The organism is Halegenticoccus soli (assembly GCF_002844195.1).
Classification (GTDB): domain Archaea; phylum Halobacteriota; class Halobacteria; order Halobacteriales; family Haloferacaceae; genus Halegenticoccus; species Halegenticoccus soli.
Map to the genome: position 1 here is coordinate 165793 of NZ_PEND01000001.1, position 23065 is coordinate 188857.

Annotated in this window: 16 protein-coding genes, 1 tRNA gene and 2 pseudogenes; 5 read left to right on the forward strand and 14 right to left on the reverse strand. The window is 59.3% G+C overall.

Features of this window, described 5'->3' with window-relative positions; all coding sequences use genetic code 11:
• The first annotated feature begins 1 nt into the window (after position 1).
• Together CNO20_RS00865 and CNO20_RS00870 are read left to right on the forward strand one after the other, a co-directional pair.
• Complete coding sequence (locus tag CNO20_RS00865; protein WP_101294153.1) at positions 2-1312, forward strand: Piwi domain-containing protein; 1311 nt, start codon at positions 2-4, stop codon at positions 1310-1312.
• Positions 1300-2616 (forward strand): hypothetical protein, encoded by a 1317-nt coding sequence (locus CNO20_RS00870; RefSeq protein ID WP_101294154.1) that lies wholly within the window; start codon positions 1300-1302, stop codon positions 2614-2616. The genes CNO20_RS00865 and CNO20_RS00870 overlap by 13 nt, the downstream gene beginning before the upstream one ends.
• Before the next feature lie 62 nt (positions 2617-2678).
• Here the strand turns inward: CNO20_RS00870 and CNO20_RS00875 are convergent, their stop codons facing one another.
• From CNO20_RS00875 to CNO20_RS00890, 4 genes are all read right to left on the reverse strand, one after another.
• Positions 2679-3230, reverse strand: coding sequence for a hypothetical protein (locus CNO20_RS00875; RefSeq protein WP_101294155.1), 552 nt, complete (start codon positions 3228-3230; stop codon positions 2679-2681).
• A 90-nt stretch (positions 3231-3320) separates the two neighbouring features.
• Positions 3321-3653 (reverse strand): hypothetical protein, encoded by a 333-nt coding sequence (locus CNO20_RS00880; protein WP_101294156.1) that lies wholly within the window; start codon positions 3651-3653, stop codon positions 3321-3323.
• Between the two features lie 81 nt (positions 3654-3734).
• Entirely contained in the window at positions 3735-6701 is a 2967-nt protein-coding gene (locus CNO20_RS00885) for a type I restriction endonuclease subunit R (protein WP_101294157.1), read from the reverse strand.
• The gene (locus CNO20_RS00890) at positions 6698-9424 is read right to left on the reverse strand and encodes an N-6 DNA methylase (RefSeq protein ID WP_101294158.1); all 2727 of its coding nucleotides are present in this window, start codon (positions 9422-9424) and stop codon (positions 6698-6700) included. Before CNO20_RS00890 ends, CNO20_RS00885 begins: the two co-directional genes overlap by 4 nt.
• Before the next feature lie 156 nt (positions 9425-9580).
• Here CNO20_RS00890 and CNO20_RS00895 point away from each other — a divergent pair, with 156 nt between their 5' ends.
• Positions 9581-11281: a hypothetical protein gene (locus tag CNO20_RS00895; RefSeq protein WP_101294159.1), complete on the forward strand. Its 1701-nt coding sequence runs from the start codon at positions 9581-9583 to the stop codon at positions 11279-11281.
• Positions 11282-11772: 491 nt separating this feature from the next.
• Here CNO20_RS00895 and CNO20_RS00900 read toward each other — a convergent pair whose 3' ends face one another.
• The 3 genes from CNO20_RS00900 to CNO20_RS00910 form a co-directional block, all read right to left on the reverse strand.
• Positions 11773-13074 carry a hypothetical protein gene (locus CNO20_RS00900; protein WP_101294160.1) on the reverse strand — a complete coding sequence of 434 codons (1302 nt, stop codon included), beginning with the start codon at positions 13072-13074 and terminating at the stop codon, positions 11773-11775.
• Between the two features lie 335 nt (positions 13075-13409).
• Positions 13410-13733, reverse strand: coding sequence for a hypothetical protein (locus CNO20_RS00905; protein WP_101294161.1), 324 nt, complete (start codon positions 13731-13733; stop codon positions 13410-13412).
• Positions 13734-13830: 97 nt separating this feature from the next.
• The gene (locus CNO20_RS00910) at positions 13831-14133 is read right to left on the reverse strand and encodes a hypothetical protein (protein ID WP_101294162.1); all 303 of its coding nucleotides are present in this window, start codon (positions 14131-14133) and stop codon (positions 13831-13833) included.
• A 239-nt stretch (positions 14134-14372) separates the two neighbouring features.
• Between CNO20_RS00910 and CNO20_RS22480 the strand changes: the two genes are divergently transcribed.
• Positions 14373-14615, forward strand: a complete 243-nt coding sequence (locus tag CNO20_RS22480) for a helix-turn-helix domain-containing protein (protein WP_143423121.1) — start codon at positions 14373-14375, stop codon at positions 14613-14615.
• A 189-nt stretch (positions 14616-14804) separates the two neighbouring features.
• Here CNO20_RS22480 and CNO20_RS00915 read toward each other — a convergent pair whose 3' ends face one another.
• The 5 genes from CNO20_RS00915 to CNO20_RS00935 form a co-directional block, all read right to left on the reverse strand.
• Positions 14805-15236 (reverse strand): hypothetical protein, encoded by a 432-nt coding sequence (locus CNO20_RS00915; protein WP_101294163.1) that lies wholly within the window; start codon positions 15234-15236, stop codon positions 14805-14807.
• 288 nt (positions 15237-15524) lie between these two features.
• Complete coding sequence (locus CNO20_RS00920) at positions 15525-15749, reverse strand: hypothetical protein (RefSeq protein WP_101294164.1); 225 nt, start codon at positions 15747-15749, stop codon at positions 15525-15527.
• Between the two features lie 193 nt (positions 15750-15942).
• Positions 15943-19071 (reverse strand): hypothetical protein, encoded by a 3129-nt coding sequence (locus CNO20_RS00925; protein WP_101294165.1) that lies wholly within the window; start codon positions 19069-19071, stop codon positions 15943-15945.
• A 120-nt stretch (positions 19072-19191) separates the two neighbouring features.
• Positions 19192-19263 (reverse strand) — tRNA-Thr (locus CNO20_RS00930).
• Positions 19264-19306: 43 nt separating this feature from the next.
• Positions 19307-19981, reverse strand: coding sequence for a DUF7114 family protein (locus tag CNO20_RS00935; RefSeq protein ID WP_101294166.1), 675 nt, complete (start codon positions 19979-19981; stop codon positions 19307-19309).
• A gap of 60 nt (positions 19982-20041) precedes the next feature.
• Between CNO20_RS00935 and CNO20_RS00940 the strand changes: the two are divergent.
• Positions 20042-20728 (forward strand): annotated as a pseudogene (locus tag CNO20_RS00940) (enoyl-CoA hydratase/isomerase family protein); the annotation flags it as partial.
• Between the two features lie 164 nt (positions 20729-20892).
• On the opposite strand, the gene CNO20_RS00945 reads toward CNO20_RS00940, so the two are convergent.
• Together CNO20_RS00945 and CNO20_RS24195 are read right to left on the reverse strand one after the other, a co-directional pair.
• Positions 20893-21726, reverse strand: a complete 834-nt coding sequence (locus CNO20_RS00945) for an NAD+ synthase (RefSeq protein WP_101294168.1) — start codon at positions 21724-21726, stop codon at positions 20893-20895.
• Between the two features lie 1095 nt (positions 21727-22821).
• Positions 22822-22980: pseudogene (locus CNO20_RS24195) on the reverse strand (helix-turn-helix domain-containing protein); the annotation flags it as partial.
• Between the last annotated feature and the right edge of the window lie 85 nt (positions 22981-23065).

Sequence of the window (23065 nt, forward strand, 5' to 3'; positions counted from 1 at the left end):
TATGCCCATCCAGTTCCACGCCGAGCAGCTTGACTCACCGACCCACCGGTTTGACTACACCAACCCCAGCATCACGAACAGTAACGTCGGCAAGGGGTTAGGCAGGAACGGCCCATTCGACTCCTCCACGTCCCGCGATTTCACCGACGCCACGTTCACCCTGGTGTACCCGGCAAGCTGGCGGTCGGACGCCGAAGGGTTCCAAGATGCGCTGATAAACGGCCACTCGAGCTACTACCCGAACGGCTTCCGATCGTTCTTCCGGATGGACAGCGTCTCCGTAGCGAACACCATCGAACTGGACGACACGGACCTCGATACCTACGTGGACGCCGTCGATGATATCCAGGCAGCCGATGACGACCTGGCGATCGTGTTCGTGTCGGACGAAATGCGCAGCCGGGGCTACCGATCTCCGTACTGGGCGGTGAAGGCGCTGCTCACGCAAGCCGGGATTCCCAGTCAGATGGTGCTCGTCGACAAACTCCGACAGCACTCATCGCATCACGTCCCGTTGAAGTACCTGATCGTCAACGTCGTCAGCCAGATCTACGCGAAGCTCGGTGGGACGCCGTGGGTCATTCACCGTCCTCGGTCACCGGTCGACTTGGTGATCGGTGTCGGGAAGAGCGAGTACCGCGCTGGCCGGGTCGGTGGGACGACACGGACGCTTGGGTTCGCCGCTGCTTACCAGAGCAACGGCGCCTTCCTCTGGTTCGACTCGACGCAAGCGACCACGTCCTACGATTCGTTCAATGACCAGTTGACGAAGAGCATCGTCGAGGCCGCCGAGAAGTATGCGCAGCAGGAGAACGCGCCGGAGCACATCGTGGTCCACAGCTACAAACGGATCGGACCGGCGGAACGGGATGCCAAGGAACGGCTGGAGGACGAGTTCGATGGTCTCGACGTGACCCTGGCGCACCTCAATGACAGCCACGACTTCCGAATCTACGACGACCGGCACAGGACCGGCCTGTCGCAACGCGGGCTGTGGATCCGGACCGGCGGGAACAAGGGGTTCGTTATGACGGGTGGCCGGCGCAACTTCCGCCCGGGCTCGCCTGTCCCGATCGAGCTGGAGGTCGAGGGTAGCCTGGAGATCAAGGAGATCGCGCAGGGCATTTACGACCTGTGCTCGGTGTACTGGAAGGATCAGTTCGGGTCGAATATGCCGATCACCATCAAGTACGCGGAGGATATCGCCGATATCATTGAGAATGCCCAGAAGGTTGATGATGACGGCGTGGCAAGAATTGACATGGGCCGGATGGTGAGCCCACGCCTCAGGGATATCCCATGGTTCCTCTAACTACGGCCGGCGAGCGGTCACAGGGAGAGCAGTCACAGCCCAACCTGAAGCTCATCATCCATCGGACGATCCACCAGCTTCTCGACCGGGAAGAGGAACGCCCCGGTTGGTATGGGGACCCGCTCAGCACGGCCTGGGTCGGCCTCGCGCTCCAGGCACACGACGGGCATACGGATGAGATAGCCGACATCGCTGACGAGCTCGAGGATTGGTTCGCTGACGTCCAGGTATCGCACGAGTATCAGGTCGCCGCTCTCGGATTGATGGCCGAGTTCTTCCAACAGTTCGACCGCGGCCGTCCGATCTACGACGAGATCCGGGACCAGTTCTTCGCCCAGATCGATGAGGAGATCGCTCGCCGTGAGGAGAGCGACGGGCCGGATGCCGCGCGGTTCCAGTTCTTCAACTCCTACATCTACCTGTACTGCGCCCTCGTCGGCATCAAGGCGTACGATGCGTTGGACGAGTACCGTGAGTTCCTATCCAGTGAAGTGGAGGGCCAGCGCGAGGCGACTTGGACCGAGTACGACCGGATGGCGTTCGTCGAGACCGTTGCCTTGGAGGTCGCCGAGTACGACGCCAAGGAGTGTCGAGACGTGCTACAAAAGATGCGGCGCGTGGACGAAGAAGACCTGAATGAGTATGAGTTGATCCCGCTCGTCTGGTTCTTCCAGGAGCAGCAGGACGCGATTCGGGACGCCTTGAGCCAGGAGAAGTTCGCACAGGAGGTCGTGGCCGAGATACGTCAGAATCTTTGGCAGCGGTTGTACGACGAGCTGCCATTCGAGCTGTATCTTGCGGACGAGATCGGTTACGAGTTCACTCCGGACGTCCAGCAGCTCGCGTTACTTGACCAGCTGCTCGGCCGGCTGGACAACAGCATCCGGGTGTTCTCAGCGGAGCAGCTGGAGGAGCACGAGGCCGAGGTGGCCGAGGAGAAGGACCAGGCGATTCGGGAGAATCGGCGTCGGAAGAACATCATCGAAGTTGGTGCCGCGATGTTGATCGGGTTCATCCTGGTCGATGTCGTGATTGCCTACCCGCCGTCAGCGTCGTTTATGGACGCGTCGCACTTCGTGCAGGGCATCACAGTATTCCTGCTGATGCATATGGAATGGCGGCTGGAGGATATAAGCAAGGATTTCGGCCTGACTGAGTCCGTGCCGATGGTCCGTGACGTCGTCAATATGGTCGAGGATCGGAACTGGCCAGCTTGGATTCTCCGGCTGGCGTTCGGTCTAATCGGTGCTGGCGTGGTCGGATACTTCTGGGTGGATATCCAGGCCTTTTTCCTGGCGTTCTAAGAGGACCTCTTTTCTGCGAGCGGCACTCCAAATCCTCCAGTGGTCTGCCTTGTGATCGAGTATCAATCGCCCCCTGCTTCATGGACCAGATTATCGTCCTCATCCCATACATTCCCATCCTCGTCCTCCATCATCAGCGTCCCATCCTCGTACCAGTACGGGTCGTGGTCTAAGCCGCAGAATTCGTCGAGCAGCGCCTCCTCTACCCTGCTGATGTTCGACTGAACCTCCTTCTCCCAGGCGTTCTCATCCGCCTCACCCTCGGGCGCAAGTCCCATCCGCGAGGCGATTTGCTCCTCGGCCATGATTGCCTTCCGAATCTCCCTACGGGCCCCCACCGCCGCGTTGTAGTTCTCGTCTCGTTCGGCCTTCATCGCGAGCAACTCAAGTTCCTGCTGTTGGTCGCGGAGCCTGGTCAGCCGGACGATGCCAGCACCAAAATCAACCGAGAGGTCCGGTAGCCATTCGGTCATTTGCTTGATGTCTTGCCGGATGGCATTCTTGGTAACGCCATACTCGTCACTCAACCGGGCAATGACCTCTGCTTGGGGCCGGCCGTGAGCGACGAGCATCCGATACGTCTCCTCGCGGCGGGCCCGGAGTTTGTCGTTCATCGGCCTTGGTCACCCCCTTCCCCCAAAACTGAAATCCAAGACCGGTGCAGTCTGTTGGTTTGGCGTTTCAGTATAATAGATTCCAGACGATCACCAGGCATCGGCCTCACCCCTTGACCACTCGGTGACTGGGTCATCCGCGATCAGCTCGAGGAGGTCGCTCCAGACGGCAAGGAGGTCTGGGTCATCGAGTGTCGACTGCGCTGGCTCTGTGAGCTCGATGACGTAGGGCTCTTCGACCATTACCTTGACGCCGCCGGTCGTACCAAGATCCCTCTCCAGGAAGTCCTCCGCCGTCGAAACGAGGCCTTTCGCCGGCCCGGAATCGCCGGCCGTGATCGCCTCGGACGTCCGCTTGTAAGTCTCCCGACGATCGTCACGTAGCCTATGGACGACCTCCAACGCCAACTTCCGATTGTTCATACCCAGGCTACGGAATAATATTCAATATACACTTCCCTGGGGGGACAGGCATCATCAAGGGCGAGAAACATGCAGATTCGATCAGCTCTCGGCGGTTTGACTCTTCTCGTACACTTCACGACGTAGATGCTTCGTAATCGCCTCTTGGATCTCATCGTTGTCCATAAACTTAGCAAACAGTTCCCGATTTTGGTCCATTCGATCAATGAACATATCGGTGAGAGCGTTGTCGAATTCGAGCGCGAAGTTTTCCTCGTTGTTTACCTGCGCCGACCTTCGCAGGTGATCGTCTTCGAGAGCGTCTTCTTTGAGCTGATCCAAGAATAGCTGGTCAGCTTCTGTGAAATCAGTTCCCAGCGCCTCGTTGACCTTCTCAACGATGGTGGAAAGTTCGACTTCTTCGTCCTCTTGACTACCTGTGCCAGTCTCGGTCGGAACAGAGACTCCGCTATTGGACTTATCGAGCTCGATGGCACCCTCGTCGGATTTCTCGAGTCGGTAGTACTGGAGAGCCAGTTCGTCGTTGAATTCCACGCGAGATTCCCGCGAATCCCGCGGGAGTTCCTTGTAGAGGAACCGACCGAACGTGTACAGCTTCTCTAACGTCGTATCGGAATAACTGACTACCTGCGACTGGAATTTGTACAGCCGAAGGAACGAACGAAGTTTAGAACGGAACTCGTCCTGCGTCTCTTCATCCGCAACCATAAAGCGGTCGCGGGCTGGCTGGATGTGGCTGTTCAGCTTCGCGTGGGCCTGCTCTGTGGCGCGATTCTCGGGGCTGAAGAACGCCTCCGCGAACTGGTCGACTTCCTGTTGCGTGTAGATCTGGAACGAGTTGAGTTCTGACTCCAGCTGATAGATGTGCTGAGGGTCGGTCGTCTCTTCGACGGTCGTCTTCTCATAGTAGGGTTGGAACGACTCGTAAATGTCCTCGCGATCGTTTTCGAAGTCGAGGACGAACGTATCCTCCTTGCCTGGGTGTGTCCGGTTCAGCCGCGATAACGTTTGCACGGCCTGGACACCCGAGAGCCGCTTGTCGACGTACATCGTGTGGAGAAGCGGCTGATCGAACCCGGTTTGGTACTTATCAGCCACGACGAGGACCTGATACTCGGAGGTTCCGAACTTATTCGGCAACTCGGACTCTTTGATACCGTCGTTCATTCCCCGTTCCGTGTACTCGATGCCGTCGTCCTCGACGGTCCCACTGAACGCGACGAGCGCACTGAGATTGTACCCATTCTTTTCGACGTACTCGTCAATCGCGTTCTTGTAGCGGACCGCGTGTACCCTCGACGACGTCACGACCATCGCCTTCGCCTTCCCACCGATCTTGTGCTGGGTGTGATTACGGAAGTGCTCGACGATGATTTTCACCTTCTGCGAGATATTGTGCGGGTGGAGCTTCAGGAACTTCGAGACGGCTTTGACGGCCTTCTTCTGAGGGACCTGTGGGTCCTCCTCGATGACCTTCGCGATGTTGTAGAAGGTCTCGTAGGTCGTGTAGTTCTGAAGTACGTCGAGAATGAACCCCTCCTCGATGGCTTGCCGCATCGAGTAGACATGGAACGGTTCGGGCTTATCGCTGTTCTCGGGCACGTGACCGAACGCTTCCAGCGTCTTCCCCTTCGGGGTCGCCGTGAACGCGAAGAAGCTGAGGTTCTCCTGGTCCCCCCGGGCTTCGGCGCTCTTCGCGAGTAGGTCCTCCCAGTCGTCATCCTCCTCGATCTCCTGGCCGGAGAGGATCCCCTTCATCTCCTTCGCCATCTCACCCGTCTGGCTGCTGTGGGCTTCGTCGACAACGACCGCGTAGTCCCGTTCGGGTATTCCTTGCGTGTGCTCGATTACGTACGGGAACGTCTGCAAGGTGGTAATGACGACCGGCTTGCCCGCTTCCAGGGCCTCAGCCAGTTCTGCGGACTTAGAGCCTTTCTCCCCCTTGACGCCGTAAACCACGCCGGTCTTGTGGTCAAGCTCGTAGATGGTGTTCCGTAGCTGCTCGTCGAGAACCGTCCGGTCCGTCACGACCACGACACCATCGTAGACCGCCTCGTCGGCTTCGTCGTGCAGGGAGACGAGCCGGTGGACCAGCCACGCGATGGACTTGCTCTTTCCGCTTCCGGTGGAGTGCTGGATCAGGTAGTCCTTCCCGGCACCGTTCTCGCGGGAACTCGCGATGAGCTTCCGGACGCACTCGAGCTGGTGGTAGCGGGGGAAGATCATCGTCTCTTCCTCGCCGACCTTCATGCCGTCTTTCCGGATCTCTTCGGTGTCGATGTGGATGAACCGCTGGAGGATATCCATCCAGCTGTCCTTCTCCCAGACCTCCTCCCACAGGTACGCGGTCCGGTGGCTATCCTCTCGTGGAGGATTCCCTGCCCCGCCGTCGTGGCCCTTGTTGAACGGGAGGAAGTACGTGTCGTCACCCTTCAGTTCGGTCGTGTACTCGACCTCGTCCTGATCGACGGCGAAGTGTACCAGCGCACCTCGGTTGAACTTCAATGCGGGTTCGCCGGGATCGCGGTCGGACTTGTACTGAGCCTTCGCGTCGACGATGCTCTGGTCGGTGAACTTGTTCTTCAGTTCCGCCGTGGCTACCGGAATCCCGTTGACGCTCAACGCGAGGTCGATGCTCTTCTTCGGGTCAGTCGTCGAATAGTAGAACTGGCGAGTGACTCCCAAACGGTTCGCCTCGTAGCGTTTCTGGACTTCCGGGTTCAGCCCGGTGTTCGGTTTGAATGCCGCGAGTTCGATGGTCGTCCCCGTCGTACGAAGCCCGTGCCGGAGTAACTGTAGAGTTCCTCGGCTTTCCATCGCGCTGGCGAGGTCCTGCAGGAATCGCTTCCGTGCATTCCCCTTGTAGGCAGTCTCCAGCCGCTCCCATCGCTCTGGTTGAGTTTTCTTGACGAACGACACGACGACGTCTGGGAAGATACCTCGTTCCCGATCGAATTCCTCGGACGGCAAGTGCTCGTAGCCGCCGTAGTTGACGAGGTGAGCCGCAATCTCGTCCTCAAACTTCCCTTCGTCGTGTATCTTACTCATATGGTTGTCTCTAACTCATCGTCTTGGTCTTCTGTGACATTAGTTTGACCCGTCACTGCGGCATTGATGAGTGCCTTCCGCCTCTGCTCCAGAAGATTCATTGTCTCCTCGGTTTTTTCGATGAGGTCCCAGAGTTGATCGGTTTGCGACTGGATGTATTCGACGATTTCTCGTTGCTCTTCAATGGGAGGTAACGGTGTTTTGAATGACCGAATATCCGGCATATAGATCGTCTGGTGGGTGGATCCCTGCGTAAGACGATCAAACTCAGAGTCCATCGAACGGAAGACATAGAGGAGATATTCTGGGATAATCTCATCTCCACATACCCAATTAGCGAAGTCTTGTGAGGTCGCCATGTCTTGGCCCATAATCCCAGAGAAGCCAACAGATGCAGTCCGGGAGAGGAATACCGTTCCTTCTGGAAGGAGGCGTGCGCCTGAGTTCTCCAAACCCAGCTGGCTAATCTTGTGCTTTGTGTCGTTGAGGTAGATCTTCTTCCCTTTACGGAAGGGCTTGATGTCGGAAGTCGTTACCCACGGGATATTCGTGTTCTCCCAGTACTCGTCGTTTGACCTATCGGGGGTGTGGCCGGACTCCAGCCGAGCAACAAACCGAGTTCTAACGACATCCCAGTGCTCGGGAACCTCGCCAATCCAACCAACGCCTGAATCTTTCATCGGTACGTCCTCCTCTACTCCCTTTGTGACGGCATCCTGTATCTGACTCTCTCCTGAAATCAGACCTTCAATGCCGCTTACAACATCCGCACCAACCGAATTCAATTGAGTATTGATCCTGGGGAGCCCTCCTGAGTCCGTATATTCGAAAAAGAACCGATCAAAATTGATTTCATAACCAACTATTCCCAGGTCGCCATCTTTGTCGTCGTGATATTTGCTCTCCTCGTTAATCCAAGCATTTTCCAGATACGGTGCTACTTCCTCCTCAAAGTAGTCGTGTGGGTCTATACCAAGGGGAACTCGTTCTTTCTCCCGTAAGTCGCTATCGTACTCCGGATTACCGTTCCCATCACGGCAGATCTCCGCTTCAGGGTCCCGCTCTCCCATAACCCGTTCGATGGCGTTGTAGACGCTCTTCCGGACGTCGAGGCCAGCCATATTCAACTTGAGCTCAACGTCATTCAAGAACGATTCCCGGTCCATCCAGACCTTCTCCTCCTCAATCTCGGACAGCGCCTCTTTGATGCGCTCCTGAACGTCCTCGTCCCGGTTCGTAAACGCCCGCTCGTCATCGAGTGCTTCGATACGTTCCTCGGTGACTTTGAACCGGAGCCGAAGTGGCTGATCGATGACGATGCGCCGATAGCCGAATTCCTCGCCGTCGACGACCCTCGACCGACCATTGGCTTCGAGGTCGCCGAAGATCCGAGTGATTTCGTTGATGTGCTCCTCGCTGAGCTTGTGGCGTTTCTCCCCGAGACTCTCGTCCATCTCCTCGTACAGGTCCCGTGTGTCGATGAGCTGGACTTTGCCCTCGCGGTGTTCCGGTTTGTCGTTCGAGAGGACCCAGATGTACGTCCGGATGCCCGTGTTGTAGAAGAGGTTCTCGGGGAGCCCGACGATGCCTTCCAGCCAGTCGTTCTCGATGATCCACCGCCGGATGGCTGACTCGCCGCTATTTGGACCACCGTTAAAGAGCGGTGAGCCGTTGAACACGATCGCGATGCGAGAGCCCCCATCTTCTGGCGGCTTCATCTTGCTAATCATATGCTGGAGGAAGAGGAACGCCCCGTCATTCACCCGGGGAGTCCCCGCACCAAACCGCCCGGCAAATCCCTGCTCTTCGTGTTCCCGTTCGATGTGGTCCTTGACCTTCTTCCAGGAGACACCGAACGGCGGATTCGAGAGCATGTAGTCGAACTTCCGGTCGGGGAACCCGTCTTGTGTAAAGGAATTACCGTAGATGATGTTCTCGGGCTCTTGGCCCTTGATGAGCATGTCCGAATTACAGACGGCATAACTCTCCGGGTTCAACTCCTGTCCGAAAACGTGGAGATTCGCCTCTTCGTTGAAGCCTCGGACGTGGTCCTCCGCGACGCTGAGCATTCCGCCGGTTCCACAGGCGGGGTCGTACACCGTCCGAACGGCCCCTTCCTCGGTCAGCACCTCGTCGTCCTCGTCGAAGATAAGGTTCACCATCAACTCGATGACCTCGCGGGGCGTGAAGTGCTCCCCAGCGGTCTCGTTACTGAGCTCGCTGAACTTCCGGATGAGTTCCTCGTAGATGTACCCCATCTCCTGGTTCGGCACGACGTCGGGATGGAGGTCGATCTCCGCGAACTCATGGACGATCTGGTAGAGAAGATCCGCCTCGTCGAGGCGCTGAATCTGGTGCCCGAAGTCGAACTTATCGAAGATCTCCCTCGTCTCCTCGTCGTAAGAGTTGATGTAGTACTGGAGGTTACTCGCGATGTCGTCCGGGTCGTTGCACAGCGTCTCGAAGGTGTACTCGCTCGTGTTGTAGACCTTTTCGCCGGCCGCTTTCTTCAGTGCCGGGGCGACGTTCTCGATACCCTGGCTCTGTAGTTTCTCGTACCGGTCCAACACATCCGCTTTGTTCCGCTCCGTAACGCAGTCGAGACGGCGGAGGACCGTCATCGGCAGGATGACTTTCTGATATTCCGACTGCTTGTAATCCCCTCGGAGAAGGTCGGCTATAGACCAGATGAAATCGGCCTTCTCGTTGAAATTCTCGACCATCTACAGTAGGGGTTACAGTTTAGAATAATAAGTGGTGCGACCCAGGGGTTCTGATTCTACCCCCGTGATTACCCGGAATATCGTGTCTGGTCCAGCAGAGGTATGCTCCTTTATACCGTAGAATAAATTACCAGTGAAATAACACTGTAGCAGAGGATGCTATTCCGGTTCCCCACAGAAAACGAAATCGCCTATCATTATCCCACGGCATCAACGGTGGAGGAGTATCTGGAGCGGGCACAGGCGGATCCGGATGACCACTATCACTTCGCGTCGAGTCTCCGATCAATTTATCAGTGGATCGTACTCGCGGACCAGTTCGACGAGGATCCCCACGAGAAAATAGACGATCTCCTTGACAACCTATCGGTGACGCATCCTTCTATTTCTGCAGCGGTGGCACTCACTGAGTGGGAAACCGAGAGAAACTATTACGAGGCTATTTCAGCACTCCACTTGCTCTATGATACGTTGGAAGAAGCTGATGCAATGGAGTGGCACCACGTCGCCAAGCACGTTCTTACGTGGTTGCTGAAGACAGAGAAAGAACTGAATAGAGATTCATCTACCATTCTGAACGACATCGTCCGGTACTGCGACGATCATTTCTACGGTGCATCCGATCTACCATTAAACACCTATCACGAGCTTGTTTCCCTCATCTACGAGAATCATTACGATGCCGATGAACAGGCTCTTCTCCGTATATTCGTCATCACCCTTCAACAAGCCAACCGATATGCATCTAATGGAGAGTCACAGCAAGAACGGATGCTCCTCGAGGATGCTCTGGAATTAGCCAAAGTGGTTGGGATTGACCAACGCGGTGTCGCAAGACGATACGTCGAAACCTATCACAGTGAGGCAGCACTGCAATCGGATCCAGTCGTCAGAGGCGGCACATTGTTGCGGGGATTAGAAGATAGTACGGTTAGTAGCACCTTGTCTGATGCTGAGAAGCAAGAGTGGAAACGCGAGATGAATGAGGCATTCCGGTCGGGCGCAAAACAACTTCGGCGGAAAGGTACACCGCTTCACACCAATGATATGGACGATGCGTTCCGTAGTGATGTCCAGAGAAACACCCAGCTATTCAAGCTGTTAGCTGCACGTCATTCTCGGAAAGGAGCCATCTACTGGTTTGCGACCCAGAACAAGTTTCTCCCGGCAGAAGATACGGATCGTCAGCCTCTTCTTGACCGGATATCGACGGTCGCACCATCGGATACGGGGCACGTTGTTCGTCAAACCCCCGATGGAGATGAAATCGAGGTCACCCAGTCCTATCTCACGAATTTATCGGTTTATGCACCGTTGGCACCCCAGACCCTCTTTGAACTCGTGAATGAGGGCGTCGTCACACGTGGGTTGCTCTATCAAATTTTCTTTAACTGTGAATCCATCTCAGCCGATGACCGATGGTACGCAATCAGTTTCATCACCGCGTTATGGGAGAAGCGGTATGGTGAGGCCATCCACCTCGGCATTCCCCGGCTTGAGTCAATGATGTTCAACGTTCTGCAGTCGAAGGGTGAGGACGTCGACGCCCTTTTTGATTCGGGAACGGGCACCCGCACACTCGGATCATTACTCGATGTCTTGGAAAACTACGTTGACCAGCGTTTCCACAAGTACCTGAAGTATATGTACAACGATCGGCTCGGAGAGCTTGCAGGTGGAAACCTTCGGAACCGAACTGCGCATGGTCACCTCCGAATGGGTGAGGACAACGCCTTCATCGCCTATCTTATCCTCACGGATTTACTCCGACTGATCATCCGCACCGACCTTATAGCGCACCGTGCGGAGTTTGGCTTACTCTCCGAATACGAGTTACTCGATCAGTTCTTGGATTGATGAACACAGTAAGGGCCCGATTGTGTCCTTATTGAAACCCTCAACTGGTGATAGGTTTCAGCAGCCGTGCTGAATACACAGCGCATATCTCACAACCAGATTCAGGCTGAATTGCCTGCGAAGAGGCTATGCGAATATTGTACCTACTGTTCTCGCTCATCAACTTTCAGACGGAAAGATACCAGCCGAATAGCAATGATGACACCAGAAGCGTCAGCGGGACAGCAACCCACACTTGACCCGCAAACACGTCATAATATCCGAAGGTGACGGAGACAGGGGCCCCTCAGTGTAGCCGACCAAGAATTCGAAACCCAACGGTATCGACTGGCGATTGGGGGCCTTGTTCGCGCTCCTGATCGGCGGCCTCGCCTAAGGCGTGATCTCGTTTTTGGCTACCGAAGCTCCTAATCCTGCCGGTGCCGGCCTCTATGGATATATTAAACTCAAGATCCCAAGATGATCGCTGGGGGGACGTAGAACCGGTCTCATTATTCAGTAGACTGCTCCCTGGAGTCCTCTTCTGCTTCTTCTGCAAGCGTGTTTTTCCACATTTCCGGCTCCTCGGTTGGGTCCGTGAAGCGCCGGACCCACACCCGCTGAATGTCGTGGTGCCCGTACTCGTTCATCTCGAATACCGGGTCTTCCGACCGATGCCAGTACGCTTCGAGGAACGCACCGGCATTGTCCGAACTGATCTCAACCAGATCGACAACTGGCCAGACGTCCCAATCGCGTTTCGTCAGAAACCGTCCCATTGCGTGTTCAAGATGCTCAACCGAGCCATCGTAGTTCGCGAGGCCAGCCAGCTCCGCCGTGTACTCGTACTTGTCCTGGAGCGTCGTCCCCGAGTCCGTCGACTCGATCACCTCTAAATCCGCATCGGACCCATTGCCGACCACCACCTCAAACTCGTTAAGCCACGATTCGACCTTGTCCCGCTCTTCCTCTGTGGCATTCGGAGCCAGTATGAGGCGGTTGGTCATCCATTCGGTCGCCGCCGGTAGTTTCCGAAATGGATCCTCCTCGAGGTCAGGCCGGAACGCGACCGGGGTTCCGTCTGCTGCGGACTCAATGAACCCGTTGTTTGTAAACGGATTGACCAGGATGCGGAACTCGATTTCGTCGTCGAAGTCTTCGCCTTTGAAGAAGGTAATAGCCGCGTTCCAGCCCGCTGGTTGGTCCTGTGTAGGGTTTTCGTCCTGCTGGTATTTGCAGGCTCCAAACCGGATGTCGCACGTCTCCGTGGTGAACGAGAGATTCCATTCAGGGGTCTCCGTGATGTTGTCCGGATCGAACTCGTCATCTTCGTCTTGGATCGCCGGCCGGGACGGCAGGGCGGCAATCAGCTGGCCGACAGTGGTCTCGACCGCACACCCGGCTTTCATCTCGTCGTCTTGAGTGTAGCATTTCCAGATGGCGTCTTTCTCTTCGGTGCCGAGTCGCCAGCAGTTGGCAAAGTGCTGGCGGCGGGAGTCGCGATGGTACTGGTCGAGCGCCTCCTGGAATTCTTCGTCGGATGCTATGTCAATGTCTTCGTCCATGCGCTGTCGTTTTCGCATAGAGTCTGCTGCAAGAGCGCCTTTGAGGGAATTGTATCCGCCGGGATGCTGGAGGATTCCTTCATTCTTATCGTCAAAGTTCGTGAGGTGGTTGCAGAACAAACCCTCGGTGAAGTACGTCTCAAGCTGGCGTTTTTCTCTCAGTGAGCGGTAGCGGCGGACAATCATCTGTTCGGAGGGGATAGGTGTGTACTCGGAAGCGGGTTTGCGAGAGGGGTTGAGAAAGATCATACGCGAACCTCTGTAGGTTGCCATAATAACAGTTTGTTTTCAGATGATTGGAAGACAATCGGTCGTCCGCCGACCACGCAGATATTTTAAAAGTGATTTCCCATTGCGGAGTAGTTGCCTGCTTCTGGTGACAATTGTCCCAGAGAGCAGGTAGCCTCACATACCAAGAAGTACCTTGATGCATACTCCCTCTGCATACTCCCTTTGTATTCCGAACGCGGCTCTTGTCAGCAGCGGCGGATTTCAACAGAGCCCCGATTGTCTAATTACAGTACCTCGAGTACACGATCGCTTTACCCCACACCAGCCGAACGCCCCGATTACGCCGGAAGCCCTTACTCGTTATTAGTGACACTGGTCCCGTTAACAGGGTACTCGATCACCTCACTTCTCTTCGTCTCGGACCGAGTCTCCACGACGAAATCAATGCCGAAGTTATCCTCTCCGTCAGGCATCAGCCGTTCCATCTTCCGGTGACCGTCTGGGGTGAGTCCCAAGAGGTGTTCGGCGTATATCTGCGCGGTCCCATCTGACCATCGCCGGATGTTGATCGCGTATTCATCATCCCACTGCTCAACGGCTGCGGCCTCCAGTTCGTGGACGAGCGCCCGGTCACTCTTGAGTAGTACTGGTGAGGTCTCCTGTTCAGAATCGCACATCGTTCTCCTCCATAAGGGAGTCACTGCCTGATGCAGTAACCTATTCGGAAATCAATTCACTCACTGATCTCGGTCAGTGCTGGAGGGGTATCAGCACTCACAGATCCATAGCTGGATCCGGAAGTTCAGTGAGGCCGTACTCGGGAAGGTGGAGGACATCACCGTGTCCCCCACCGCGGGCCCGGACGGCCTCGGCGATCACCCCCCAGTTAGTAACGTCAGCGAAGCCGATCAGCCGACGGGCGATCTCCGCCTCACGCCCGATGTGCTCACGGTACTCGCGTTCGATCTCGTAGACGAGGAGGCCCGCGCCGGTGTCCGCGACGGCGAGGTCTCTCGCGGGGGGAAGGTCAACGGTCGGTTCGTCGGTTTCTTGTTGACCGATTTCGTAGGTCGACATGGTTGTTGGCTAAGACAACCAGGCTCGGGCGCTCCTACGCCCGGGCGTTTCCGTATCTCACGCCTCGGAGGAACCCGGATGTCTCGACTCGTCCATGCACAGAATGGGTTATAAGTCCTGTCCATGCAGTGTATCCCGCACGGCAATCCGTGCACGGTTGTTGCATAACGGATTCGCCGTACTGTATTCCCCTCACGGGTACCCGTAACGGCTATGGAGTACGGATCAGATCGGCCCCTATGGACAAGCGGAATGAATCAGGGAGATTCGTCGAGCAGGCGTCTCTCGATGACGTCCAAGCGGTGTTTGACGCGGTCGACGGCCCACCAGTCATCACGTCAGCCGATGTCGCCGAGGCGACGGGTCTCTCACCGGATACAGCCCGCCGGAAGCTCCAAGAGCTTCGTGATCGGGGAGAGGTTAGCAGTCGACGGACCGCCGGCCGGGTGCTCTACTGGCCCGTTGACCAAGTAGAGCGTTAAAGCAGGACTGCAAGTTTCGGCCGAGCACTGTAGAGCTACCATCTCGGGAAACCGTTTTTCGAGTCGTTCCTGCAGGAGCGTGTCACAGAATACTTTACAAGGTGTCGTTTTTACCATAAGTGCCGGTGAACTGGCTGTTCAGCAAGTGCGCACCTGTGGCATTCTCATGCTGGTTCAAACACCGCTCCCCTACGCCCGGGCGTGAACGTGCTCGTGAACGATGCCGGCGATACATCCTACAGGAAGCGTCAGCCAGAACGTCGCTGCAAATGCGACGAATCCGATGGCACCCATAGTGGCAAGCACCTCCAAGACCTGTACAGTCTCCCCGGTGACGAGAATGGTCACGATGGCAAGTGCGAAGACTACGGCCAACGAGCCAATATACGTCCCGACAGTTGCCGCCACACCGCCAATTGCACCGTAGTACGAGACGTTGGCAGGTAGGAGCCGCCAGACGAGCACTGCAGAGATGAACGCCACGGGGACAATAAGCGGAAGGGCATATAGCGCCATCGTCCGGAGAAATCGCCAATCGGACCCGATCGGCGATCCCGAGACCTCTAAACTGTACGCGATAAGCGCGTACAAAACCGTAACACCGAGTGCGGCCGACGCCATCGCATAGCCCGCCCCGACGTCATACCGTTCTGATCCGGGTAGCCGGCCGGGACCGTACCGCTTGCAGGATGTTTCGAGACCATCGAATATGGTTGATAAATTCATAGCAACTGGACTCCTTTGATGGTGAGTCCATTCTGAAACACGAATAACTTTGCTACGACCTGACCGACAAGTAGAGCCGCTGTACTCACCATATGTGGTATAGTGACACAGCGGTTCGAAAGCTGTCGTCAAGCCAGTGGGAGTCGAAGAAGAACGTCAGGGAGGGGGATGTAGGGGACCCAGTCAGTCGCGGGTAGTATGACGGTACGCAGGCGCCTCTTCTTGGCCGAACCAGTCAGGGATGCGGCCGTTCACTAAGAGCGTGTCTCGAGCCTCAAGGAGCGCGTTGGCGAGCTCATAGTGGTCGTAGTTCTCCTCCCTAAGATCGGCGATGGTCGCATCAATGGCGCGGCGAGGTCCAGCGGAACTGTCGATGCCGTTCTCTTGACCGGTGGTTGCCGTTTCCATATTGTCACCGTCACTTGGATCCACCCGGGGTAGCAGTATATAATTTTAATTTGTAAGGAGAAAATGAACGGCGTAAGGTGATTTCCCTAACACTCAACACCGGCCGCCGATCTCGAGCGAAACCCTCGCCCTGTGGCCGGGAAGGAGATACCAGCGGCTAATGGCCGGAGCGTCATCCGGCGGTTTCGGGGTATTACCCTGGGGGTTGACCACCCTGGACCAGTCGAGTACCTCCTCCGTTGACGGCGCCACCTTCGCTTATAGAATCATCAACAGCGTATCCGACCAGTGATTGTCCGTTTTTGCGGAACTCCCACGTATAGTAACTACTACGCATCACTTCCGCAACCTCGACCTCGGTCAGATCATCGATATCGACGGGCTCGAGTTCGACCTCGCCGTGTTCGTTCACCCGGTGGAGGCCGGTGTCGAGCCAGGTGAATCCACGGTCCTCGTGGCGGACTTCGAGATACCCACGCTCTTGGAGGGTGTGAAGGTGGTCCCGGACCTGGCGCTCGCTGATCGAGACCTGGTCGGCGATCTCCCCAGTGCGCCACTCGTCAAGCTCGGCGGCCGCGTCGATCACCTCACGCATCCCGTCGGACCAGGTGGTGAGGACGCGCCCCTCGCCGGCGACGGGGACCCAGTCGGGGAGGGTGTCAGTGTGGACGTACACCGTTGCCCCATTCCCGTCGCGACCGAACCGCATCACAGCCTGGAGTGTCTCGTGTTCCCTCATATGTTGGAGGACTTGATCCCCGAAGGATCCGTAGGAGAGGCCCGTACCCTTTTCCTCACCACGTTCGACGGCCTTGCCGGCATACGCCCCCCAACGCTTGATGTATCCGTCGCCGTAGTGATTCGAGCCGATCACCGCACCGAGACGAGTCTCTCCGAACTTGTTAGAGCCGAGTACGTTTCCGTAGTACCCGGTTGCGCTGGCGGGGCCGTCGAGGACCTCCCCATCGTTGCCCAGCTCGAGAAGCCCGTTGGCCTCGTACTGATCGAGGGCCGTCGACGTCGTGATGACCGCGGGCGATTCCCTATGTTGATCGGTAATCGCATCGAGGAGCGCGGCGTCTTGGTTCACGGAGACGTGATCGGCCGAGTTGTACGGCTTCACAGCATCGGTGGTCCGGATCAGGTTCAGGTTCAGGACATCCCGAAGATACTCTCGGCGTTCGACGTCGGTGAGCACCTGTCGGTGGTTCAACCGAGTGCCAAGTGAGAGCTCCCAGAGCGCCGGCGTTGGCGTCCCGTCGAGCGCGAGGACCGAACGGGTGTACTGGAGGGCGGGAGGAGTGAGAAGCCACACCACGCCGTTTTCACGGTCGTACAAGCCGATGCTATGCTCACAGAGCTCGGCGCGCTCCCATCCGTTTCCGAGTTCTTCCCCGGAACCAGCGAGGATAGTGAATACTGCAAGGGGGGCGCGAGCGTCAGCCTGCCGGTCACCAAACACGAGTTCCCCGTCGGTCTCGAGGTCCTGGTCGGCGAACCAGGCAAGGGCCTCTGCCCGGCGCTCCTCGTCGCGCCGATTCTCGATTAGGTCGGTGTAGTCGTCGAACGGGACCGCGTCTGTGACCTGCAGGTAGTAGGTGATTGCACCGGCCAGGCGCTGGCCCGCGAGGGGGGTCTCGTAGGTGCCGGCGGGAAACTCATCGAACACCACCGCACGGCCCTGAGTCACTTTCCGCTTGTATCCGTGAGCGTAGTGTCCGATCAGGACGTCGTACTCGTCGGGGTCGAACCGCCACTTCGAGGTGTACGGGCACTCCTGCCCCTCGTGGCGCTGACAGGGGAGTGGTTCGCCGAGCTCGTACTCGGCATTCTTGTGAATCTCCTGCGGGGTCGCCCCCCGCTGGTACCAGTCCCGGACGGTCTCGGCCCAATCCTCGCCGTGTTCGCCGTTCGCGGTGTCGCAGTCGCGGGCGAACGAGGGGAGGGTGTAATGAGAGAGACCGACGGCGTCGCACCACTCACGCATCTGTCCATATTGCTCTTTGTGGCCCCGGGTGGTGAGGATAGTCGTCGGTTCACCGGTTTCAGCGACCGCCTGGACGGTCCCGTGGGACTTCCCGGTGGTCGGAAGTGCCTCGATCAGCACTTGGTCGCCAGCCTTGAGGGCGTCGGCGATGGCCGTCTGTGTACGGTCGCGGGCCGCGGTGATCGAGAGGTCAGTGTCGTGGGTGTGTGCGCCCGCGGCGTGTTGCCAGTCCCACCCGCTCGCAGCGGCCTTAGCGCGGTCAGAGTCAGGAAGGACAGCCACCGGTTCGGGGGCCTCCTCGCCGGGTTCAAACTCAGGGATGTGCGCACCCCGGGCGCGGAGGGCGTCGACGGCCTCCCAGAAAGCCTCGCCGCTCGGGTAGTCGTTCACGTCGCTGATGATTCGCTCCTCGAGGGCGACCACCTGCAGGGCGTCGAGACCGCGCATCCCCTTCCGGTACACCCATCCGTCGCCGACCTGCGCGAGGCGGGTGCCGCTCTTCGACGAGGCCCAGGAGGGGTCCAGCGACTTCGAGCCATCGGCGCGCTTATGGGTAACCGTCGACCGGAGCCGAATGTCTCGCGGACCAATGTGTTGGATAGCGTCGAACACGTCCTTCAGGTCGGTGGTGATCTCGACGTCGGCGATCTCCTCGCGGGACCTCTCAGGCTCGCGAGTGAGTTCGTCTGGGGTACCTTCGGCGACGGTCGCGTACTCTTCGGCGAGGTCCTCGATGAACGCTTGGCAGTCAGTAGTCTCACGGGGGGTGTCGGTAAGGTGGTCTCCGGTCATCGCGGAGTACCGCCCGGAGTCGTATACCTCGATCTCGGCGTCGGGGAATCCGTCGACCTTGGGGAGTGCGGCGTTGATGGCCTTCACGCCGTCAGGTAGCCGGCCACGGGCGAAGATGTGGATGCCGGTCCCAGAGGTGCTTACGTCCGCATACGAACTGGCGCGTTCGAGGTGTTCACGAACCACCGGATGAACTGCACCGGTCTCTGGATCACGGGCGTCGTCGTAGTCGATCAGGACGAACGGGTCCTCCGGGTATTCCTTACGGTCGGGGATGTTGAACGCGACGCCGTGGTCCGGGAGGTGATCGGCCCATCGCTCGGCAGTCTCGAAATCGGTCCAGAGTTCGGGATCCTGCGCGCTGACGAACAGATCCGGTCGTCCGGGGTTCGCGTACGGGGCACGAGGAACCTTCCGTCCGTCGTCGGTCGGTTTCCAGGTAAGCCACCGCTTGACCTCCTTGAGGTCAGCGGGGTACACACCTGGCTCGATCTCAACTCCAATCTTGACGGAGTTGGAGTCCTCCGAACCGGGCGCCGTCATGCCCAGACCCCCGTTTCCTGAGCGAAATAATCATACAACAGATATATGCCAGTGTCCGAAAACCCAGATACGCAGCCGCTTAGAGGGAAGGTGAAGGTAGGATTTGAAGAATTTCTTACAAGCCTAGGCCGGGATTTGAACCCGGGCTCTCGTCCTTACCAAGGACGCGCTTTACCGCTAAGCTACCCAGGCGCGCACTCTTCCGTTTGCCGGATTCGTCTTTAGGCGTTTCGATTTACGGGTCCGTTGGAGACGACGGCACACGGTCGTCCGTCCCGTCCGCAGAGAAGGACGCGATGCGCTCCGCGGTCCCGTCGGGCAGCGCGGCCGCCGCGGGCGGGAGGTCGCCGTCGTACCCCCGGGCGAGCCCCGACGCGTAGTCCAGGAGCGCGGCCGGCGGGGCGCCCCCGTCGACGGCGCTCGTCCCGGCGGCGACGGCGAGTTCGAACACGTCCGCTTCGAGGTTCCGGTCGAGCGCCTCCCGGTCCGCCTCGGGGACCGACCGCCGCGTCGTCTGGTCCCGCCCGAACGCCCGGACGGTCCCGACGGCGCGCTCCGCCGCCTCCGTCCGCGCGAGGAGGTAGAACCCGCGGGAGACGAACACGTCGGCGGCGAGGATCTCCATGTCAGCCCGGACGTCCGCCTCCGAGAGCTCCGTCCACGGCTCGTCGTGTGCGAGTCCGCGGGTGAGCCAGAGCCCCTCGTAGATCAGTTGCACTCCGGCGGCCCGCTCCGCGATGAGGTCGAGGTCCACGCCCGGGTCGAGCGCCCGCGCGCTCACGAACGTGAGCACTCCGGGGGTCATCGAAGCGTCCGCGAGGTGGTCGTAGAGCACCTCGCGCAACGCCCCCGGTTCGACGTCGGAAAGCGCCTCGCGCGCGGCTTCACGGGCCCGCACGGCGTCGTCCATTACGCCGGCCTAGCGGGGGGAAGGGCAAAGACCTTTGGAAACGCCCCGACTGCTGAGACCATGATTCGCACGACGGACGCGGGCGAGCTCCGGGTCGTCACGTTCGATCGTCCCCGCCGCCGCAACGCCCTCCGGCCGACCGACCTCGACGCGCTGGAGGCGGCCGTGACCGACGCCGACGCGCCGGTCGTGTACCTCCGGGGGGCCGGCGACGCCTTCTGCGCCGGCGCGGACCTCGACGCGGTGGTCGACCTGGACGATCCGGCGGCGTTCGCGCGCCGCGGTCAGCGCGTCGCCGACGCGATCGAGTCCGCCGAGTCGGTCGTCGTCGCCGGGATCAACGGGGCGGCGCGGGGCGGCGGGGTGGAGCTCGCGCTCGCCTGCGATCTCCGCGTCGCGACGCCGGCGGCGACGTTCGCCGAGCCGGGCGTGCGGTTCGGGCTGTTCGGTGCGTGGGGCGGGACGATCCGGCTCCCGCGTGCGCTCCGCGAGGGGGACGCGCTCGACTTCGCGCTCTCGGGTCGCGTCGTCGACGCCGAGGAGGCGCTCAGGATCGGCCTCGTCTCGCGGATCGTCCCCGATCCTCGCGCGGTCGCAGAGGAGATCGCGGCGAACAAACCCGACGCCGTCCGGACCGTCAAAGAGCGTCTGCGGGACCGTCGAAGCCGAGACGAGCGGGCGGTGGCGGAGGCGATCGCGTTCGAACGGCTGGTGGAGCGGTACGCCGGCGACATCGCCGCGGACAGGGGCGACCGCGCCGTCCAGGGAGGCGATCCCGGGGGGGCTGGGGCCGCAGATCCCGCGGGTCCGGGACCCGCGAACGACGCGAGCGACGCGGACGACGGTGAAAGAGGGGACGACAGCGGGGACGAACCTCGTTCCTGACGGTCCGGACGGCGTCGGAGGGCCGATCAGAGCCCGAGCGGCTGCGGCGCCGGCGGCATCGAGCGCTTGTGGGCGCTCGCGTCCACCAGCGAGACCACGCGCTCGATCTGCTCTTCGGTCACGCCGAGGTGCCGGACGGTGGCGGCCTTCGACAGCGGACCGTCGACGTGTAGCGCGAGGACGGCGTCGAGCGTGTCGTAGTCGAGCCCCATCTCCTCCTCGTCGGTCTGTCCCGTCCACATTTCGGCCGAGGGCGTCTTCGTCACGAGGTCGTCGGCGACGCCGACGTGGGCCGCCAGCTGGCGGACCTGCTGCTTGTAGAGGGTGCCGATGGGGTTGCAGTCGACCGCCTGATCGCCGTACTTGGTGAAGTATCCGGTGAGCGCCTCGCTCCGGTTGCCCGTCCCGAGGACGATTCGGTTCTCGTGGTTGGCGACGAAGTAGCTCAGGACGGCCCGCGTCCGGACGCGGACGTTCCCCGCCGCCGTCTGATCGCCGGCGGCCTCCGGGAGCGCGTCGAAGAACCGCTCGACGATGGGGTTGATCTCGATCACGTCGTACTCGATTCCCAGCGTCTGCGCCACGCGTTCGGCGTCGCTCATGTTCTCGTCCGTGTTGACCCGGGAGGGGAGGACGAGAGCGTGGAGTCCGCCCTCGCCGAGCGCCTCGACCGCGAGGTGCGCGGTCAGGGTGCTGTCGATACCGCCCGAGAGTCCGAGAACTGCGCCGTCGGCGTTCGCCGCGTCGACGGTGTCGCGGACGAACGAGACGACGTGCTCGCGGGTCGCTTCCAGTTCGTCGTCCGAGAGACGGAGGTCGAGCGGCGCCGAGTCGGACAGAACGGTTGCCTCGTTGCTCATCGGTCGCCTCGTAGGGGCGCGACCGACTAATAGCCACCCTCTCCGCCGATCTTTTCGAACGTTCGTCCACTCGACGGAGGACGTCCGGCGGGATCGGACCGCGACCGTCGCTTCGACTCGGAGCGTCGAGGTGCGTCCCGCGCCGTCGAGCCGGGTGCGAGGCGGGCGCGCGAAGAACGACTCAGGAGGATCCGCCCGCCTCGCTGTCAGAGGAACCGCGTGACCCGTGGAGGGTCACCTGAACGTTCGTCGTATGCGATAAATGCTTTCTGGCGGCGGGTCCGCCGCACGGGTCGAGGGGAGGAAACGGGTGTGTCAGAAACCGCTGGTCGCGCGCTTCCTCCCGTTCGGGCCTCGGAGTTCGTAACTGATATGCTTTTTGTCGGAACGAGACAAATCGACAGCGAGACGACTGCGCCCGACTAGACGAGTTATTATCGAATACACCTAATAGCTGTTCTCCTGTGAGTTCCACCCCCGATTCGCCCTCGCCTCCGTTCTCCGCAGGCGGATCCTCGGTGGAGAGCCGAGCCTCTCAGGGACGAGGGCTCGCGCGGTGTCGAACGACGGATGAAGCTCGCCGAACGGGTCGTCGAAACGCCGGCGGCTACGACGGTTTCAGTTTGGAAGTGGGTATGTTGAAGAGAAGCTCATTCACGGTCGTCAGAGGCACCCCACTTCGGCCCGATGTCGCACGGGCCGTCCTAACCTACACGGTTTATCATAAAATCCTTTTCGGATGTCAAATGACTGTACGTTAGCGCCGGCTACGGACGCCGCTCTCGTCCGGGGGGACTGTTCGGCGTAGAACGGAGGGCCGGGTCGGGGTGCCTCTGATTCGAATCGGCGGATCCGCCCCCCGTCTCTCCCCGACGGGGCGATTCCCCCTACGATCAGGGTACAAAAACGGCTCGTGACCGATCCGTCAAAATCCGCGAAAGACGAGCGAGGCCGTCAGCCTCTCTCAAAGCCGGCGCTTTCCGGACGCGCCGTCCGGTACTCCGCTCTCGTAGTACGCGTTACCGAGACGGTGAATCGCCTCGGGGTCAAGCCCTGAAGCATCTTCTGAACATTCAGGTCTTCCACGAACGCGACGTCGTATTCTTTGACGAGCCACGTCGTGGGTTTGTGCTGGTAGTCCACGTAGTCCCAGCGGACGTGGTTGTAGAGTTGGCGATGGACGTCTAACTGATGTTCCAGTCGCTCCGCCACCTCTTGTGTCGGGTACGCGTGGTAGCGGTGACTGTCTTCCATCGCTGTCTACTGTATTCCATCGCCGTCTCTCGATTGGAAACGTGTTGATTTACTGGTTTGTACATCTGAGTGTCGGCTTCATCCC

What these genes read in the sequence shown, in the direction of transcription:
- CNO20_RS00865 (WP_101294153.1), top strand. Translation starts at nt 2, where the DNA reads ATGCCCATCCAGTTCCACGCCGAGCAGCTTGACTCACCGACCCACCGG.
- CNO20_RS00870 (WP_101294154.1), top strand. Translation starts at nt 1,300, where the DNA reads ATGGTTCCTCTAACTACGGCCGGCGAGCGGTCACAGGGAGAGCAGTCA.
- CNO20_RS00875 (WP_101294155.1), bottom strand. Translation starts at nt 3,230, where the DNA reads ATGAACGACAAACTCCGGGCCCGCCGCGAGGAGACGTATCGGATGCTC.
- CNO20_RS00880 (WP_101294156.1), bottom strand. Translation starts at nt 3,653, where the DNA reads ATGAACAATCGGAAGTTGGCGTTGGAGGTCGTCCATAGGCTACGTGAC.
- CNO20_RS00885 (WP_101294157.1), bottom strand. Translation starts at nt 6,701, where the DNA reads ATGAGTAAGATACACGACGAAGGGAAGTTTGAGGACGAGATTGCGGCT.
- CNO20_RS00890 (WP_101294158.1), bottom strand. Translation starts at nt 9,424, where the DNA reads ATGGTCGAGAATTTCAACGAGAAGGCCGATTTCATCTGGTCTATAGCC.
- CNO20_RS00895 (WP_101294159.1), top strand. Translation starts at nt 9,581, where the DNA reads ATGCTATTCCGGTTCCCCACAGAAAACGAAATCGCCTATCATTATCCC.
- CNO20_RS00900 (WP_101294160.1), bottom strand. Translation starts at nt 13,074, where the DNA reads ATGATCTTTCTCAACCCCTCTCGCAAACCCGCTTCCGAGTACACACCT.
- CNO20_RS00905 (WP_101294161.1), bottom strand. Translation starts at nt 13,733, where the DNA reads ATGTGCGATTCTGAACAGGAGACCTCACCAGTACTACTCAAGAGTGAC.
- CNO20_RS00910 (WP_101294162.1), bottom strand. Translation starts at nt 14,133, where the DNA reads ATGTCGACCTACGAAATCGGTCAACAAGAAACCGACGAACCGACCGTT.
- CNO20_RS22480 (WP_143423121.1), top strand. Translation starts at nt 14,373, where the DNA reads ATGGACAAGCGGAATGAATCAGGGAGATTCGTCGAGCAGGCGTCTCTC.
- CNO20_RS00915 (WP_101294163.1), bottom strand. Translation starts at nt 15,236, where the DNA reads ATGGCGTCGGCCGCACTCGGTGTTACGGTTTTGTACGCGCTTATCGCG.
- CNO20_RS00920 (WP_101294164.1), bottom strand. Translation starts at nt 15,749, where the DNA reads ATGGAAACGGCAACCACCGGTCAAGAGAACGGCATCGACAGTTCCGCT.
- CNO20_RS00925 (WP_101294165.1), bottom strand. Translation starts at nt 19,071, where the DNA reads ATGACGGCGCCCGGTTCGGAGGACTCCAACTCCGTCAAGATTGGAGTT.
- CNO20_RS00935 (WP_101294166.1), bottom strand. Translation starts at nt 19,981, where the DNA reads ATGGACGACGCCGTGCGGGCCCGTGAAGCCGCGCGCGAGGCGCTTTCC.
- CNO20_RS00945 (WP_101294168.1), bottom strand. Translation starts at nt 21,726, where the DNA reads ATGAGCAACGAGGCAACCGTTCTGTCCGACTCGGCGCCGCTCGACCTC.